17 protein-coding genes are annotated in these 16,814 nt (G+C 63.7%); 1 reads left to right on the top strand and 16 read right to left on the bottom strand.

What is annotated here, in order from left to right:
- From CUC44_RS17010 to CUC44_RS17000, 3 genes are all read right to left on the bottom strand, one after another.
- Nucleotides 1–468, bottom strand: a complete 468-nt coding sequence (locus tag CUC44_RS17010) for a threonine/serine exporter family protein (RefSeq protein ID WP_100861064.1) — start codon at nt 466–468, stop codon at nt 1–3.
- Nucleotides 465–1,265: a threonine/serine exporter family protein gene (locus CUC44_RS17005; protein WP_244166798.1), complete on the bottom strand. Its 801-nt coding sequence runs from the start codon at nt 1,263–1,265 to the stop codon at nt 465–467. Before CUC44_RS17005 ends, CUC44_RS17010 begins: the two co-directional genes overlap by 4 nt.
- Before the next feature lie 214 nt (nt 1,266–1,479).
- The gene (locus CUC44_RS17000) at nt 1,480–1,818 is read right to left on the bottom strand and encodes a DUF3135 domain-containing protein (protein ID WP_100861062.1); all 339 of its coding nucleotides are present in this window, start codon (nt 1,816–1,818) and stop codon (nt 1,480–1,482) included.
- A gap of 401 nt (nt 1,819–2,219) precedes the next feature.
- Between CUC44_RS17000 and mog the strand changes: the two genes are divergently transcribed.
- Entirely contained in the window at nt 2,220–2,750 is a 531-nt protein-coding gene (gene mog, locus CUC44_RS16995; protein ID WP_100861061.1) for a molybdopterin adenylyltransferase, read from the top strand.
- 83 nt (nt 2,751–2,833) lie between these two features.
- Here mog and CUC44_RS16990 read toward each other — a convergent pair whose 3' ends face one another.
- The 13 genes from CUC44_RS16990 to CUC44_RS16925 form a co-directional block, all read right to left on the bottom strand.
- Complete coding sequence (locus CUC44_RS16990; protein ID WP_100861060.1) at nt 2,834–3,247, bottom strand: DUF2541 family protein; 414 nt, start codon at nt 3,245–3,247, stop codon at nt 2,834–2,836.
- A gap of 103 nt (nt 3,248–3,350) precedes the next feature.
- Entirely contained in the window at nt 3,351–4,577 is a 1,227-nt protein-coding gene (locus tag CUC44_RS16985; protein ID WP_100861059.1) for a beta-ketoacyl-ACP synthase, read from the bottom strand.
- A gap of 52 nt (nt 4,578–4,629) precedes the next feature.
- Nucleotides 4,630–5,355: a 3-ketoacyl-ACP reductase FabG2 gene (locus CUC44_RS16980; protein WP_100861058.1), complete on the bottom strand. Its 726-nt coding sequence runs from the start codon at nt 5,353–5,355 to the stop codon at nt 4,630–4,632.
- A gap of 75 nt (nt 5,356–5,430) precedes the next feature.
- Nucleotides 5,431–5,880: a hotdog family protein gene (locus tag CUC44_RS16975; protein WP_100861057.1), complete on the bottom strand. Its 450-nt coding sequence runs from the start codon at nt 5,878–5,880 to the stop codon at nt 5,431–5,433.
- Nucleotides 5,877–7,127: a beta-ketoacyl-[acyl-carrier-protein] synthase family protein gene (locus tag CUC44_RS16970; RefSeq protein ID WP_100861056.1), complete on the bottom strand. Its 1,251-nt coding sequence runs from the start codon at nt 7,125–7,127 to the stop codon at nt 5,877–5,879. The genes CUC44_RS16975 and CUC44_RS16970 overlap by 4 nt, the downstream gene beginning before the upstream one ends.
- Nucleotides 7,124–7,693: a DUF3261 domain-containing protein gene (locus CUC44_RS16965; RefSeq protein WP_100861055.1), complete on the bottom strand. Its 570-nt coding sequence runs from the start codon at nt 7,691–7,693 to the stop codon at nt 7,124–7,126. Before CUC44_RS16965 ends, CUC44_RS16970 begins: the two co-directional genes overlap by 4 nt.
- A gap of 40 nt (nt 7,694–7,733) precedes the next feature.
- A complete protein-coding gene (locus CUC44_RS16960; RefSeq protein ID WP_425266328.1) occupies nt 7,734–10,157 on the bottom strand; it encodes an MMPL family transporter in 2,424 nt (807 codons plus the stop codon).
- On the bottom strand, nt 10,075–10,704 hold the full coding sequence (locus tag CUC44_RS16955) for an outer membrane lipoprotein carrier protein LolA (protein ID WP_100861053.1): 630 nt from the start codon (nt 10,702–10,704) through the stop codon (nt 10,075–10,077). The genes CUC44_RS16960 and CUC44_RS16955 overlap by 83 nt, the downstream gene beginning before the upstream one ends.
- Before the next feature lie 11 nt (nt 10,705–10,715).
- A complete protein-coding gene (locus CUC44_RS16950; protein ID WP_100861052.1) occupies nt 10,716–11,141 on the bottom strand; it encodes an acyl-CoA thioesterase in 426 nt (141 codons plus the stop codon).
- 95 nt (nt 11,142–11,236) lie between these two features.
- Nucleotides 11,237–12,808, bottom strand: a complete 1,572-nt coding sequence (locus CUC44_RS16940) for an HAL/PAL/TAL family ammonia-lyase (RefSeq protein WP_100861077.1) — start codon at nt 12,806–12,808, stop codon at nt 11,237–11,239.
- A complete protein-coding gene (locus CUC44_RS16935) occupies nt 12,798–14,483 on the bottom strand; it encodes a glycosyltransferase family 2 protein (protein ID WP_100861078.1) in 1,686 nt (561 codons plus the stop codon). Before CUC44_RS16935 ends, CUC44_RS16940 begins: the two co-directional genes overlap by 11 nt.
- Entirely contained in the window at nt 14,480–16,243 is a 1,764-nt protein-coding gene (locus CUC44_RS16930; RefSeq protein WP_100861051.1) for an ApeI family dehydratase, read from the bottom strand. Before CUC44_RS16930 ends, CUC44_RS16935 begins: the two co-directional genes overlap by 4 nt.
- Nucleotides 16,240–16,806: a COG4648 family protein gene (locus CUC44_RS16925; RefSeq protein WP_100861050.1), complete on the bottom strand. Its 567-nt coding sequence runs from the start codon at nt 16,804–16,806 to the stop codon at nt 16,240–16,242. The genes CUC44_RS16930 and CUC44_RS16925 overlap by 4 nt, the downstream gene beginning before the upstream one ends.
- Nucleotides 16,807–16,814 lie beyond the last annotated feature (8 nt).

The raw sequence follows: 16,814 nt of genomic DNA, 5'->3' as shown, positions 1-16,814 counted from the left end.
TCATATTATGGGCCGATTACGGTACACGACCAAGGAGGGTATCGCTAGCCCAAAGCTCAATGCCCCTACAATAAAGATAGCCTTTAACCCATTCTCCACCGCCCCCTGCAGCAGCTCCATGGTCACACCCGAGATGTTGAGCTCCACCACGGCGATCATCGCCTTGAACGCATAACTGCCGGGGATCATGGGGATGATGGAGGCGACGCTGAACACGGGTCTCGGCGCCAGCAGACGGCGCGACCAGTAGACGCAGACAAAGCCCACCGTGGTGGCGGCCGCCAAGGTGGCCCACTCGATGGGCATGCCGTAGTGGATGAGCAGGGTGCGCAGGCTGTGAGCCAGAGCGCCCCCCATGGCGCAATACTTCAACATGCGTGGCGGCACGTTAAACAACATGGCAAAGCCCACCGCCGGGAAGGCCGACCAGAACGCATCCTTGGCCAGCAGCCAGAGCAGATCCATCATACCTGCCACCCCCAGATACCGGTGACCGACATGGCCAGGATAATACCGATGGCCGCGCTGATGGTAAGCAGGGTCGCCGTGCCCCAGCGCGCCAGCCCCATGTTGAAATAGCCCTTAACCATGTCGGATACCGCATTGATGAGCGGGAAGCCCGGCACCAGCAACAGAACGCTGGCCGCCATGGCGAGATAGGGTTGCTCGCCCCAGCCGAAGTAGGTGGCACTCGAGGCAATCAGGGTGGCGACGAAGCCGGTCACGGCGAAGTTGATGAGCGGGCTGTGGTGATGGCGTGCCATCAGCTGGCGCACCCGCATCGCCACCGCGGAGGCGACGAAGGTCACCAGGAAGACGGGCCAATCGCCACCGAACAGCAGGCTGAAGGCACCGCAGGAGAAGCCCACCACGGGGACCACCAGCCAGGGGTGATAGTGGAACGGCACTATGGCATCGAGCCGCTGGCGCACTTCCCGCGCACCGATCAGCTCCTTCTCCGCCAGGATGCAGAGGCGCTGCACCTCGCACACCACCTGCATGTTGATGCCTTGATCCCGCACCCGGCGGGTGGTGGTGACGCAGTGCCCCTGGTAGAGGCTGGTCAAGACGATGCCACTGGCAGAGAGCGCCAGCTCGACGCTCTCCAGCCCCAGGGCCAGGCCGAGCCGCACCGTGGTCTGCTCTATGATCCGCGCCTCGGCGCCGTATTGAGCTAGCAGCTGGCCCACCTTGACGATGATGCGGGTGATCTCTGTCTGCTGTTCCGGCGACAACACCCGTCTTGGAGTAATACTTCTCATCATTCCCTTGAGTCGTAGCAAATTAAACGTAGCGACATATTACCCTAGCCACTTTATTCCTCCATATATATCCATGCCACGAAACCGTTATCGCGTTATTTATTTCGCCACCAACCTCCATTTGCAGCAAATAACAAACAAGCCACCACGCTTATTAACAAGGTGGTGATTTGGCTTATGAAAAAAGATGAAAATATAAATAAAACGGCTAAATATTCTATTTATCCCGGCGATGGTCAGCGAGCCGGATAACATTATTTCCGGGCACGGCGCCATCCACCAGGGGGGCAGTTTCATGCTGGAGGTCATTGATCTGGCTGCGCATTGCATAGAAGGATTCATGCATCATGTTGGCAATCCGGATGCAACTGTCCAGATTGTTTTTGGCCAGCCGTCGCTGGCAGTCGATGCGAAATTGCAACCCTCGCAGTCGTCGTTGCCGCTCTGGCCCCACCTGTTCGATCAGGGCATCGATTTGCTTGTGCAGCAGTTCATCCAGCCGCTCCGGCTCGACGAGGGCCCAATGTTTGAGAGTATCGAAATCTGGCAGCTCCATACGCCCTCCTGGCCAGAGGCCTCATGTGTGACACATCCAAACTACGCTCAGCACATAATTTCACTGTCCGTAAGAAAGGTTATATAAGAGAGCGGCGATCTTGGTTCAGTCAGCGCCGAGTCACAGGAGTCCTGTTTTTGAGCCATCTGCAGGGATAAGGGCGGGTAAATAGATTTATTCGTTAAGATTCAGCCGATTATGGAAAACCCTCACATGCGGTTTTTTTTAGAAAATTTACGGACTCGTGTCGCCCTTCTTATTCCCGAATATTTGGTAAGGCGTGAATTGTTTTCATTCGGGCCATCTCTTCCTGCATCTCTGTGATGCGAGCGCGGTGCTTTAACATATCTCACTGATTATGTTATTTTATTTACCACTTTCAGCACGACAAAGAGCCGCTCATGAGCAAGGCAAGAATCGGTATCGTCACCGTCAGCGATCGCGCCAGCGCAGGCGTCTATGAGGATCTCTCCGGCAAGGCCATCATGGAGACCCTGAGCGCCTATCTGACCTCGGAGTGGGAAGCCGTCTACCGGCTCATCCCGGATGAGCAGGATCAGATTGAGGCGACCCTGATCCAGTTGGCGGATGAGGAACAGTGCAGCCTCATCGTCACCACAGGCGGCACCGGCCCGGCCAAGCGGGATGTGACCCCGGAGGCCACTGAGGCGGTGTGCGATCGCATGATGCCGGGCTTCGGTGAGCTGATGCGGGCAGAATCCCTCAAGTTCGTCCCCACCGCCATTTTGTCGCGCCAGACCGCCGGCCTGCGTGGCAGCAGCCTCATCGTCAATCTGCCGGGCAAGCCCAAGTCCATTCGCGAGTGTCTGGATGCGGTCTTCCCTGCCATCCCTTACTGCATCGATCTGATGGACGGCCCCTATCTCGAGTGCGACGAGAGCGTCATCAAGCCATTTCGCCCCAAGAAATAAGCCATCTTATCTATCCTGCATATAAAAAAGTGGCCGGGTTTCCCCGGCCACTTTTTTACTGGCTGTCACTCGTTTCCCGCCGGCTATTTTCTGCCGTAGACCTTGACCCCCGCCTTGCTGCCTTCTGAATTGCCATAGACTTCGATCTTCTTGATGCAGAGCCTGGTCCCCAGGGATTTCCAGCCCGAGTCCTGATCCCGCCCCAGATCCCGATCGAAAGAGAGTGTCTTGCTGCGATCATCGCCATAGAACACCTTGACCCTGTCCAGGGTCAGCTCCCGCTCCGCCTTCACCATGATGGACTTGACCGGCCGGCAGACGATCATGGGAATGATGGCCGGGCGATCACCGACTCCCAGCAAGAGGGTCTTGCCGAGCCGGAATTCATCGTCGGCCAGGGCTGGTGAGGCCAGGGCCCAGAGCAAGGTGGATAACAAGCCTGCGGTCAGGCCACGGCGCAGCAGAGATGAAGTTGAAAAAGAGAATGAAACGGACATGATGCCTCCCTAAAAGTGGAAGGCATCTTAATTAATCGAAGCTAAACCCAGGCTGTACTGGAGCTGAACTGGAGCTGCACCCGAGCTGAACGGGCGCAGTCCATCATGCCCAACGCTTGAAGATGAGGGAGGTATTGATGCCGCCAAAGGCAAAGTTGTTGGACATCAGGTACTCCACATCCAGCACCCGGCCGCCGCTTTGGATGTGATCCAGGGGGGCGCAGGCGGGATCCGGCTCATTCAGATTGAGGGTCGGCGCAAACCAGCCTTCTGCCATCATCTCCAGAGATAACCAGGCCTCGATGGCGCCACAGGCCCCAAGCGTATGACCGAAATAGCTCTTGAGGGAAGAGATGGGGGTCTTGTCGCCAAACAGGGCCGCGGTGGCATGGCTCTCGGCGATATCGCCGCGCTCGGTGGCCGTGCCGTGGGCGCTGATGTAGCCGATATCCTTGGGCGCAAGGCCCGCATCCGCCAGCGCCAGTGCCATGCAGAGCTGCATCGTCTCCTGCTGGGGCTGGGTCACATGGGCCGCATCGCAGTTGGTGGCAAAGCCCACCAGTTCGGCGAAGATGTGGGCCCCGCGCGCTCTGGCGTGCTCCAGCTCCTCCAGGATCAGGGTCCCCGCCCCTTCCCCTATCACCAGCCCATCCCGCGCCTTGTCAAAGGGTCTGGGGGTGAGCGCCGGGCTGTCGTTCATCTGGCTGGTGGCAAACAGGGTGTCGAACACCACGGCCTCGGACGGGCACAGCTCCTCCGCGCCCCCCGCCACCATCAGATCCTGATAGCCGTGCTTGATCGCCTCATAGGCGTAGCCTATGCCCTGGCTGCCCGAGGTGCAGGCGCTGGAGGTGGGAATGACCCGGCCGCGCAGGCCGAAGAAGAGCCCGGTGTTGACCGCCGCCGTGTGGGGCATCATCTGCACATAGGTAGTGGCCGTGATGCTGGCGGTGGTCTTGTCGTTGAGCATGGCGCCAAAGGCGCTGATGGGATCCGTGCTGCCGGTGGAGGAACCATAGGCGATGCCGGTGCGCCCGCCGGTCAGTACCGGATGGTCGATGAGCCCGGCCTGGGTCAGGGCCAATTCGGTCGCCACGGTCGCCAACTGGGAGACCCGCCCCATGGCCCGGGTCTTCTTGCGTGGATAGCGGGCCGGTAGGGTAAAGTCCATGATGGGGGCCGCCAGCCGGGTGTTGAGCCCCTCATAGACGGCCCATTCCGGCATCTCGCGCACGGCGTTGTGCTCGCCCTTGAGACGGGGCCCCACGCTCTGCCAGTCATTGCCAAAGGCGGTCACCCCGGCCATGCCGGTGACGACGACACGCTTCATGCTGCTCTCCCTTCCTGCTGTTCCAGATGGTTCACTGGTTTCATGAGTCCACTCATATCAGGCCCCCGTTGATTGAAATCACCTGACGGGTGACATAGCCCGCGATATCCGACATCAGGTAGGAGACCAGGCCCGCGACCTCGTCGGCCTGCCCCATCCGCTTTAAGGGGATCATCTTCAGCGCCTCGGCCTCTACCTCGGCATTGACCATGCCGGTGTCGATGAGGCCGGGGGCCACGCAGTTCACCGTGATCTTGCGCTTGGCCAGCTCCAGCGCCAGGGCCTTGCTGGCCCCTATGATACCCGCCTTGGCGGCGCTGTAATTGACCTGCCCCCGGTTCCCCATGATGCCGGAGACGGATGACAGGGTGACAATGCGACCGCCCCGGCGCAGCCCTATCATGGGCATGATGCAGGGCTTGAGCAGGTTGTAGAAGCCGTCCAGGTTGGTGTGCAGCACCCCGTCCCAATCCTCGTCGGTCAGGGCCGGGAAGGCGCCATCACGGATGACGCCGGCATTGCTGACCACGCCGTAGTAGGCGCCATGGGCCTCGATGTCGGCCTCCAGGCGGCTGCGGCACTGCTCCCGGTCCGAAATATCGAACTGGATGAGGCGCCCCTGGCCCCCCGCCGCCGCCAGATCCCTCAGGGTACCCTCGGCCCCTTCCCGATCGCCGTGATAGTGCACCACGATATCAAAGCCATCGGCGGCCAGCTTCAGGGCGATGGCGCGACCTATGCCCTTGCTGGCACCTGTCACCAGTACGGTGGAATTCATCCTCACTCCCTCTCCAAAAATCAGACAATTCGACTACTGAGTGAAACAAAAGCAGTCAAAACGACAATTAAAACGTTAACCAAGCAGTGCCGACAACTCTTCATCGCTCGGCAGATAGGTGCTGAGCCTGGCCTCGGCGCAGGGCAGATCGCCGCGCAGGATCCGGCATTCGAAACTGGCCATGCCGTTATCTTCCAGCAGGCATTCGGCCTCGATGACGAGCCGCTCGCCGGCTTCGAAGCTGGGCACCTGGCTCTGATACTGACGGCTGCCGAGCAGCATGCCGATGCGCACCGGCTCCCCTCGCTCCCGGCCCCGCATACCGGCCCAGGCGGCTATGGTCTGGGCCATCAGCTCCAGTCCGACCCAGGCGGGCAGCCTGCCCTGCTCGTCCAGCAGCAGGTCGTGACGCGCACCGACCCGGGTCTCGCAGCGTACCCGGGCGCCCTGATAGTCGAGCAGCTTGTCCAGCAGCAGCATGGGCGCCTGATGGGGCAACAGTTCCGCAATGGTGATGTCGTTCATAACGCTTTCCCCTGATGATCCTGGCCGCTGCGCCCCAGCAGCAGACTGACGTTATTGCCGCCGAAGGCAAAGGAGTTCGACAACACCCGGGCGAGGGGCTTGCCTATCTCGGCAGCAGAGGCCGGTTGCACCAGCGCTATGGGCGCCAGCGCCGGGTCCTGCACGCCGCCCTGATGCGGGGGGGTCAGTACCTGCTCCATCAGCAGGCAGCAGAGCGCCGCCTCTATGGCCCCCGCCGCCCCCAGGGTATGACCGGTCAGCATCTTGGTGGAGCTACAAGGCGCCGTGCTCTCGTCGCCATACAAGCGGGCCAGGGCCTTGCTCTCCATCTCGTCATTGAGCCGGGTCGCGGTGCCGTGCAGGTTGATGTAATCAATATCCACGGCTTCCAAACCTGTCTGTTGCAGCGCCATGCGCATGGCGGCCTCGGCTCCGATCCCGTCTGGATGGGGGGCGGAAATGTGCCAGGCATCGGAGGACTCTCCGGCGCCGAGCAGGGCGAGGCTCGCGGGCTCCCGGGTCAGCAGGAAGAGGGCTGCCCCCTCCCCTATATTGATGCCGCGCCGATCGCTCCCGAAGGGGTGGCAGAGATCCGTGCTCAGGGACTCCAGGCTGTCGAAGCCGTTGAGGGTCAGCCCGCACAGACTGTCGACCCCACCGACGATAACCGCATCCGCCAGGCTACTCATCAACAGCCGCTGACCGCTGATAAAGGCGCGGGCACTCGATGAGCAGGCGGTGGAGAGGGTATAGGCAGGCCCTGTGAGGGCCAGATATCGCGCCAGAAACTCACTCGGCGAGCCCAGCTCCTGCTGGCGATAGTCAAACCCGGCTGGCAGCGGCTGACCGGCTTGCGCCGTTGCAACGGCGGCCTCGGCCTCGGCAATGCCCGAGGTGCTGGTGCCGAGCACGATGGCGATGCGATCCGCGCCGAACCGGCTCTTGAGCTCATCGAGGGCGGGCTGGATCTGGGCCAGTGCCGCCAGCAGCAGGCGGTTGTTGTGCGACTCATAGGGGGCCAGGGCCGCCGGTATCGTTGGCAATTCAGCGCGCACCCGGCCAACCGGGGTGAGCCGGCCATCGCTCAGCTCAGCTTGTTCACGGTCAAGCGGCGTCACGCCAGAGCTGTGCCAGGCGCTTAGTGCCGCAGACACGGCCGCCTTGCCCTCCCCCAAGGCACAAATCAGGCCATAGTCCCGGATATAACAAGGGGTCACTGGGGAAGCGCTGTTTGTTTTCACACTCATGGTGCCAGCTTCTCCATCTGCAACTGGTAGTCGAAGGCGTGCTGAATGAGTTGCACCGGCTCGCGCTCCCCGTCGACCTGCCGGTAGTGGATCTCGCTCACCAGCTTGCCATCGGGATCGGTCAGGCGCCGCACCATGCCCTCGTCTGCCAGGTGCCAGCCCTCCGGCAGCCTGGCTTGCCAGGTGGCGATGGGCCAGTAGCTCAGCATCACGTCGGCGAGCACCTGGGCCACCGGGGGCAGCGCCGCCCCGCCCAGCAGGTTGGAGAGCTGCTCGGTGCGAATGACCTCCCCCTCATAGCTCACCCGAAACAGCCGGATCCCGCTCGGGGTCAGCCCCACCAGGGTCAGCTTGTGGCCATCGGCCTCCAGCACGGTGAGCAGCTGATGCTCCCCCCCCTTGCTGTGGGCACTGAGCAGTTGCTGGCGATAGAGGGGCTGAGCTCGCTCCGGGGGCGGCAGCAGCAGGCTGGTGGCCGGGGTCAGGTAGGCGCGATTCTCGGGCGCAGGGGCACTGGCGCAGGCGCCGAGCAAGGCGGTGAGCAACATGGTCAGAAACAGCTTCATCATGGCTCCAAGAGAGCTTGAGTGGATAAGGGTCATGGGATCATCGCCTGTCCAGTACCAGGGGAGAGAGCAGGAAAGCGATAAAGATGCCGCCGCTCAGCACCAGACCGAAACCCGCGATGGCGGAGGTGTGGCTCAGGGCCAACAGACCGAATGAGAGCTGGGTGGTCAGGTTGGCGAGCAGGATGGCGAACATGGTCGAGCGTTGGCGCATAGGATCCCCGCCGCTATAGGCGAAGAAGAGGCTGTAGTCGATGCCGATGCCGAAGATGAGGCTCATGGCCAGCACCCCGAACAGGGTGAGCGGCTGGCCGCAGGCGGCGAGCAGGGCAAGGCCCGCCCCCAGGGAGAATCCGCTGATCATCAGGATGCGCGCACCCTTGCGCCAACCGAAGCGAGCCCAGAGCAGCAGCCCCACCAAGGCGATCGCCACAGCCAGCAGTTCGGTCAGCTTGACCCTGTAGTGGGCAAACAGCTCGCTCCACTGGTTGCGCGGATCCTGCCAGAAGACTCCCTCCTGCCCCTCGGCCAGGGCCGCCACCACGGCCGCATCCGTCACTCCGTTGACCGGCAGCCAGAGCGCGACCCGGCCATCTGGCAAACCGTGCCACAGCAGGCGACTGCCCTCGCTGACCGGGCTAGCCAGCCAGTGCTCCGGAGTCAGGGGATGCCAGGGTCTGGGCTCGGCCTTGACCGGCACCCCGGCCTGGTTGAGCCGCGCCACCACCTCGGGCAAGAGGTTCGTGAGAGCGGCGTGATCCGCCTGCTGCTGCGCCAGGGAGGGCAACCACTGGGCCAGCGAGACGAACCCCGTCAGCTGACCCTGCGCCTTGGCCTCGGCCAGCTTGCGACTCATGGCTTCGAGGCGCTGCAGGGCGGTTTCCCCATCGGCCGCCGTCACCAGGAAGCCGGTCATGCCCCCCTGCTGGCCGGTCAGGCGCTGGATCTGCCGCTCCTGGGCCTGCAGTTCGGTGGGCAGCGGCTGCAACCTGGCTATGTCGTCATCGACTTCCAGCCGGCTCAATCCCGCCCCTATCAGGGTCAGGCAGAGCAGGGGTACGCCCCAGCGCAAGGCAGGCCACTCGCGCCACCACTTGAGCCAGAGCGCCATCGGCACCAGCACGCGGGCCTCCCGCTGGGGCAAGTCACCGAGCCAGAGCGGGAACAGGCAGAGCACGGTAATGAACGAGGCCGTCAGCCCCACCAGGGCGCACAGGGCCATCTGCTGCAAGCCGGGGAAGGGGGCAAGCCAGAGCAGGCCATAGCCGACCAGGGTGGCGAACAGCGCCATCGAGAGGCTGGGCAGCAGGCGGGCGCGGGTCTGGTGAGGACTCTCCTGCAAACCATGCAGGCGCCGCTCGGTCAGGAAGTGGATGCCGTAATCTATGATGCCGACCAGGCTGGAGCTGATCACCAGGGTGAACATGTGCACCTCGCCAAACCAGAGCAGCACGGCCAGCACTCCCCAGGCGAGGCCGATGGCGATGGGCAGCAGGGAGATCCAGAGCGCCCGATACGAGCGAAACGCCAGCCACATCAGCAGCAAGACTCCGATCGTTGAGCCGAGCCCTATGGTGGAGATGTCCTCCTGGGCCAGCTCGCTGGCATGCTGGCTGTAGAAGAGAGTGCCACGGCGCAGCAGCTCCACACCAGGGAACTGGGCCTTGAGACTCTGCTCCGCCTCGTTGAGGTGGCTCAGCAACTCGGTATTGCGCGCGAGATCGAAGGCCGACAGATCCAGCTCGGCGCGCAGCAGGAACCACTGCCGCCCCCCTTCGTCCTGACTCATCAGCCAGCCATGGTCGAGACGCATTGTGCTGGTCATCTGACCCTGCACCCCGGCTCGGGTCAGCAGCAGGGGATCGGCTTGCCACTCGGTGCGGGAAACCCCGCCGAAGGGGCTGTAGATCTGGCCGAGCACCCACTGGCTCCAGGCCTCAGGGCCGGCGGCCAGACGGGCACGGCTGCCCTCATCGAGGCGCTGCCAGCCATAGTCATAGATGAAGCCTTGCCAGGCGGAAGCAAGCTCAGGTTGATTGGCGCGCACCGCACTGAGTTCGGGCAAGGCGTTCAGGGTCTTGGCCCACTCTTGCGCCGCGGCGCGGCCGTCCTGGCCCGCCGGCAGGCTCAGCATCCAGACCAGCTGCTTGTCGATCTGGCGCAGCAGGCCTTCACGCAGGGCCGGATCCAGTGCGGATCGCTCCTCGTGGGGCAGCAAGTCCATCAGGCTGGTGTTGATGCGGCTATGGGAGAGTTGCCAGCCGAGCAGCGCCAACGCCAGCGCGCTGAACAGCAGCCAGAGCCAGGAGAGCCGACGCCAGGTCAGCTCGCTCCAGCCCCGGACAGAGGATGCGCGTTCAGCAGCAGGTGTGGCTGGGTATTCAGGGTGCAAAATGGGCCTGCTCCTCGGCAGAGAGGGGTAGCGCCACCTTCTGCCAGTCAGAGAAGTGAATGCGGGTTTCATCCCCCTGCCGATCTGCGATCACCAGCCGGTCCAGCTGCTTGCCACCGCTCAGGGTGAGGCTCGCAAACACCTTGTTCAGGGGCGCCGCCAACGGCGTCAGCACCAGGGTCCAGCCCTGCTCGGTGGAGTGGAAATCGAGGGCGAAGTAGCGGGCCAGCGCCTGCTCGTCCGAACCGAACAGGGCCAGCATCATGCTGCTGAATTCCAGCAGCTGGGGATTGTCGATCACCTGAACCGACCCCTGCCCCACCTGCTGACTCATGCGCTGGGCGGTCAGGCTCAGGGCCAGTTCGAAGGGCTGCTGCTGATGCCACCAGAGCCCCTGGCCTCGCACCAGCAGCAGCTCGCCGCTGGACTTCAGTGGCTGGGCCAACCCGGCCACCTGTTTCTCCTGCTCGAAGCGGGCACGTTGGGCGGGCTCCGCACTCAACAGCTCGCGCACCTCTGCCTGGGTCATCGCGGGGGCCTGGGTCATGGGGGTGGCCAGGACCATCCCAGGTAACAGCAACAACAGGCAGGCACAGAGCCTGCCTCCCATGCCCTTCATCAAGCGCCGTCTCATTCATCGACTCCCAGTTTGTCGAGCAAGACCCTCGGGGACGCGAGGCACATCTCGCCGCTCTCCTTGTTCACCGCCACCTGGATGCTGTAACCCTTGCTGGTGCGCACGCCGCTCTTCGCATCGAACAGCTGGTACTCGATCTTGAGACGGTTCTGGTACTCGCACAGCCGCGCCTCGACCCGCACCTTCTGGCCAAAACGCAGGGGCGCCATGTACTTGAGGCGCAAGTCTATGATGGGCCAGTGATAGCCGGAGGCTTCCATCTGGGGGTAGTTGTAATCGATAGTCTCGAGCAGGGCGCAGCGGGCCAGCTCTATGTAGCGCACGTAGTGGCCATGCCAGGCCACCGCCATCATGTCCACATCGTGGAACGGGATCTCCACCTCGATACTGTGGCTGATCATCCAGGGTTCATGCTGCATAAGGGCTCTCCATCGGGCCATGCCAGGCCACCGCCATCATGTCCACATCGTGAAACGGGATCTCCACCTCGATGCTGTGGCTGATCATCCAGGGTTCACTCTGCATGTGAGGTTTCCTTGTAGAGATCGTAATGACGGGCCTGCAGCCGGACTATCAGGGCCCTGAGCTCCTGTTCGAGGGGCCTGTCTTCCACCAGGGCCGGGTGATCTTCCCTCACCGCCAGCACCATGTCGCGCAAGGGTTCGCTCAGCTCCTCCAGAGCACATTGTTGCAGGCCGAGGCGCAGCTCGACCCCCTGCACCGCCGCCAGCAGGCAGGCTGCCCCCACCTGTTCGGTCAGGGTCAGCACCCGCAGCGTATCCCGCGCCGCTATGGTGCCCATGCTCACCTTGTCCTGGTTGTGGCACTCGGTGGAGCGGGAGAAGACGCTGGCGGGCATGGTCAGCTTGAGCGCCTCTGCGGTCCAGGCGGAGACGCCGATCTGTACCGCCTTGAAGCCGTGATTGATCATGCGCCGCTCGCCGCTGGCACCGGACAGGTTGCTCGGCAGGCCGCCGTTGAACTTGCCGTCCACCAGCTGGGCCAGCTGGCGATCGAGCAAATCGGCGAGGTTTGCCACCGCCGCCTTCATGCTGTCCATGGCCATGGCGATATGACCGCCGTAGAAGTGGCCACCGTGCATCACGTGTTCGAAGTCGCCGTCGATCAGCGGGTTGTCATTGGCACTGTTGAGCTCGTTTTCGATAAGCTGGCGCCACCAGGGCAGGCTGTCGGCCACCACGCCGATGACATGGGGGGCACAGCGCAGGGAATATCTGTCCTGCAGGCGATCGCTATGGCGCGGCAGCTCGCCGCTTTGCAGATCCGAGCGCAGCCAGGCGGCGATGTTCTGCATGCCGGGGTGTGGCTTGGCCGCGAATAGTCGCTCATCGAAGTGGAATGCGTTGCCCTCCATGGCGACGCTGACCAGGGCGGTGATCCGGGTCGCCAGCTGCATCAGGTAATCGGTGCGGGCATAGGCGAGGCAGGCAAGGGCCGTCATCACTGAGGTGCCGTTCATCAGGGCCAGCCCCTCTTTCGGGCGCAGCCGCAGGGGCGCTACTCCCAATTCGGCATAGACGTCAGCTGTGCTCGCGAGCTGGCCGTCCCGATAGAGCTCACGCTCTCCCACCAGCACGGCGGCCACGTAGGAGAGCGGGGTGAGATCGCCGCTGGCTCCGACCGAACCTTCCTGTGGAATGCGCGGGATCAGATCCTGCTCCAGCAGCCAGCAAAGCCGCTCCAAGAGTGCCGGACTGACCCCGGACACGCCCTGTGCCAGGGAGCAGAGGCGGGTGGCCAGCACGGCGCGCCCGGCGGCCACATCGAGGTTATCTCCCAGGCCACAGCCGTGGAAGCGGGTCAGGTGCAGAGGCAGCTCGGCCACCAGAGCGGGAGGCACGGCCCGGGTCACGGAATCCCCGTAGCCCGTGGTCACCCCGTAAATAACCCCTTCTTCGGCCAGCAGGCGATCGAGAAAATCGGCGCCGCGCTGGATGCGGGCCATAAAGGCGGGATCCGGGTTGAGCACGGGTCTGGCGCGCGCCTCGGCCAGGGCCACCACCTGCTCTATGGTGAGCCTGTCTGCGCCGAAGGTAACCTGGGAAGAAGGAGTATCACTGTTCATCATGAGTTAGCTGCCAAAAATCGAAGAAATTGAACCAGTCCAGCGGCGCGCGCAGGCAGTGGTGCTGCAAACGGTCGGCATAGGCCTGCACCCAGTGGCGCAAGGCCGCCTCCCGCTCGGCGCGGGGCAGCAGCAGCCGCTCGGCGAAGGGCTCGAAGTGGACCCGAAAACGCCCCTGCTCCTTGAGGCCGAACATCAGATAGACGGGGCAGGCCAAGACGCTCGCCAGGGCGAAAGGCCCCAGTGGGAAGGGCGCTGGCGCGCCGAGGAAATCGGCCCAGACTACCCGTTTCTCCCGGGTCACCGAGGTGCGATCCCCGACGATCACCACCCACTCCCCCGCGTCTATCTTCTCCTTGAGCAGGATGGCGGTGTCCGCCCCCATCTCCTGCACCTGGATGAGATTGATGTTGGAATCCGGATTGACCTGCTTGAGCAGGGCATTGAAGCGGGCCGCGTGGCGGGTGAACACCAGGGCATTGATGCGCACCTGACCGCCCCGGGTGCCGAGCGCCCGGCACAGCTCCAGATCGCCGAGATGGGAGCCAAGCAGCAGCAGGCCACGGCCGCTGGCCAGAGCCGCCTCGTGGTGCTCGCGCCCCACCAGCTCGATGTCGGAGAGCGGGATGTCACCGCGCCAGCCCGCCAACTTGTCCAGCGCCGCCTCGCCAAAGCGCAGGAAGTGCCGAAAGCTAGTCCTCGGACCGGCAGGCAAGGTCACCCCCTGTTCGGCGGCGAAGGCGTCTAGCCGCGCCAGGTACTGCTCGGAGGCCGCCCGTTGGCGGCGCCCGGTCAGCCAGAAGTAACCGATGACGGGGTAGAGCAGCGCCTTGAAACCCGCCCGCCCCAGCAGCCGATAACTGGCCAGCATGACTTGCAGGCCGAGCAAGGAGCCTCGCTCAGGGGTGCGCGACCAGTGCTGCTTGCCCTGCTGCCAGAGCCGAGCCGGCAAGCCAATCAGCTTGCGGCCCAGATCCCACAGCAGGCGGCATACCAGCCGAGTGTGCATCCAGGAGATGTCCACATTGTCCTGCCAGAGGCGAAAATGGGAGCTGCCGTCCTCCGGGTAGATGACCCGGGTCGGCACGAAGCGCATGGGCACATCGCGCCAATAAAGCCGCACCATCACCTCGGTATCGAAATCCATCCGCCGGCCGAGGCGCACCTCATCCAGCAGGGCGCAGCTCGCCGCCAGGGGGTAGACCCGAAAGCCGCACATGCTGTCCTTGATGGCGAAGGAGAGCGTCTCTATCCAGACCCAGACATGAGTGATGTAGCGGCCATAGAGACGCCCCTTGGGCACGGAATCGTCGTAGAGGGGTTGCCCCGAGACGAGGGCATCTGGCTGACGCTCGGCCTCGGCCAGCAGGCGCGGTACGTCGGACAAGTCGTGCTGGCCGTCCGCGTCTATCTGCACCCCGTGACTGAACCCCTGGGCCAGGGCGGCCTTGAGCCCGGTGGTCACGGCGGCGCCCTTGCCGAGATTCTGGGGGTGGCGCAGCAGGGTGAGCCAGGCCTTGTTGGTCTCTGCCAGGGCATCCAGGACCGCGGCGGCCCCGGGCTCGCTGCCATCGTCTACCAGCAGGCAAGGCAGCCCCAGGGGCTGCAGCTCGGCCAGCACCCCGGCCAGCGGCGCCGAGTGGTTGTAACAGGGGATGATGAGGCAGGGATTCAGGGACATAGCCGCACCCGACCGCTGCTGGCATGCTCGTCCCCGAGCCGGTAACTGAACAGCAGCTGGCCCTTGTCCGCCAGCCAGTTCAGGTGCAGCTCGCACTCCTGGCCCGGTCGCAGGGGCCGCTGGAACTTGAGCTGGCTCATGCCAGCGAACTCGCCCACCAGGCCCGGCAACTGGCGGCCATAGTGCATGGCCCAGTGCACCTGAGTCACCCCGGGCAATAAGGGTGCACCGGGGAAATGGCCACTAAACCAGGGCAAGCCGGGATCCAGGCGCAGGCTCAGCACCAGCACATCTCCCTGCCAATGCTGATCGAGCAGTGTGGGAAGTCCGCTGGTCTGCATAGCACCGACACCTGAGGGACTCATCTGCCAATAAGCGGATTCTGTGGAATTAATATCTATGGAAACCTCGTTAAATAGTGCCTTCAACTGCCCCCAGGGGCGTTTCCCCTGGCTGTTGAGGGGTAACTCGGCCAGCAAGCGCAGCCGGCGCGGCAAGGCAACCGGCTCGAGCCAGGCTCTCAGCTGCTCGCGCAGGGCGATAAGAAAACGGCCCTGCCCCGACGCCTGCCACTGGGTATGCCCCGCGTCGGTCAATACCAGCACGGCGCCAAGCTGTTGCCGGGCTCCGACCGTCAGAGGCAACACGGCGGCTGCCGCCACCCAGGGCAGGGCCTGCAGCCGCGCCTCCACCTCATCAAGAGAGATCCGCTTCTCTTCAATCTTGACCACCCGATCCCCGCGCCCCAGCAGATGGAAACCGGACTTGCACAGGCGGATACGATCTGCGCAGAGCAGAGGCTTGTCATCAGGCAGGTAGGGGGAGCTCAGCAGCAGCTGATCGTCTTCCCCCAGCGCTATCTCTAGGCCCGGCATGGGTTGCCAGGGGGTGTCAGCTTGCGGGCTCTGACGCCAGCCGATGCCGCCGGTCTCGCTGCTGCCAAACACCTCCACCGGCAACTGGCCAAACAGCCGCTCGCTCTGGTGCGCATCCGCCAGCGCCAAGGGGCCGCCGGAAGAGACGATCAGGGTACAGCCTTGGGCTGCGATCTCGGGATCGAGCCGACCGAGGAAGGCGGGGGAAGCGATCAGCGCCCATCGACCAGGTTGGTGCTGCAACTGCTCGGGATAGAGGGTCAAAGTACGGGCGAAGGGCACTCGCAACATCAGAGGTAACAAGATGCGAAACAGCAGACCATAGATGTGCTGATGGCTGACGCTCGCCAGCAGGCGAGCCCCGGCGAGCCGCTCACCCCAGAGGGTGATCAGCACCCTCAGCTCGGCGTCGAGCTGATGCCACGCCTTGGGAATTGCCTTGGGCTCACCGGTGGATCCCGAAGTGAACAGGGTCAACTGCAGTGCGCCGGGGGCTGGCCAGCGCTGGCCGTTTTCCTCGGTGCTTGCCGCCAGCGGCAGTTGCAACCAGGGGCGACCAAGCTCCCCCAGCACCTCACTGTCGGTCAGGATACCGTCGAAATCGCCACTCTGCTCGGCCAGGGCGGCCGGGCGCTGATGGCCGGGCAGAATGGCCTCCCGCCCCGTCAGGGCGCAGGCGAGCAACGCCTGTGCAAACAGCAGGCTGTCTTCGAAGCAGAGCGCCCAGCGCCGGGCCGGCAGTAGCATCAATCGGTCGGCCAGCGCCTCGGCACCAAAGCGAAGGGTGCCGAACGTAGCGTCCCCCTGGGGGCCAAAGGCCACCGGCTCGTCGTCGGCTCGCTCCCAGATGGTGGCAAGCAGGTCCGTTGGCGCCTTCATGATGCAAAACGCCGTTTAACCCGGCGGCGCACCAGATACTCGCCCCCCATCAAAAGGCCCATCAGCAGGTAGCTGACCAAGCCGTTATAGAGACTCCAGAGCGCGAGATCCCCGTGCCAGATGGTGGCGGCAGCCAGGCTGCCGTTGAGCACGAAAAAGCCGCACCAGACCTGGGTCACGGTGCGGGTGTAGCGTACCCCGGCGGGGGGCAGCTCAGGATCGGTCAGGCGAGCGAGGCGCTCCACCAGGCTCATGGACTGGGTCAGGCTCCAGCCAAACAGACAAAGCAGCGCCAGCGAAACGGCAAGGGGGTAATAGAGCAGCCAATGCTGGGCCGAGAAGAGGGCGCTCAGGCCTGTCAGCAGCAGACCGACGCAGGCCAGCAGGCGGCCGAGCAGCAGCCATTCGCGCACCGGAGCAACCCCTGGCAAGAGGCGCAGGGCGAAGGTCACCAGCAGTATGACCAGCAAAGCTGAGCCACCCCAATGGGTCAATCCCCAGTACACGGCAAGGGGATAGAGCAGCAACAGGCCGCCCGCCAGCAGGGAGAGGAGTCGCATCATGACAACAG

Origin of the sequence: Aeromonas lusitana (assembly GCF_002812985.1) — a bacterium.
GTDB lineage: Bacteria > Pseudomonadota > Gammaproteobacteria > Enterobacterales > Aeromonadaceae > Aeromonas > Aeromonas lusitana.
The sequence above is the reverse complement of the archived record's forward strand: the minus strand, read 5'-3'. Positions and strand labels throughout refer to the sequence as shown.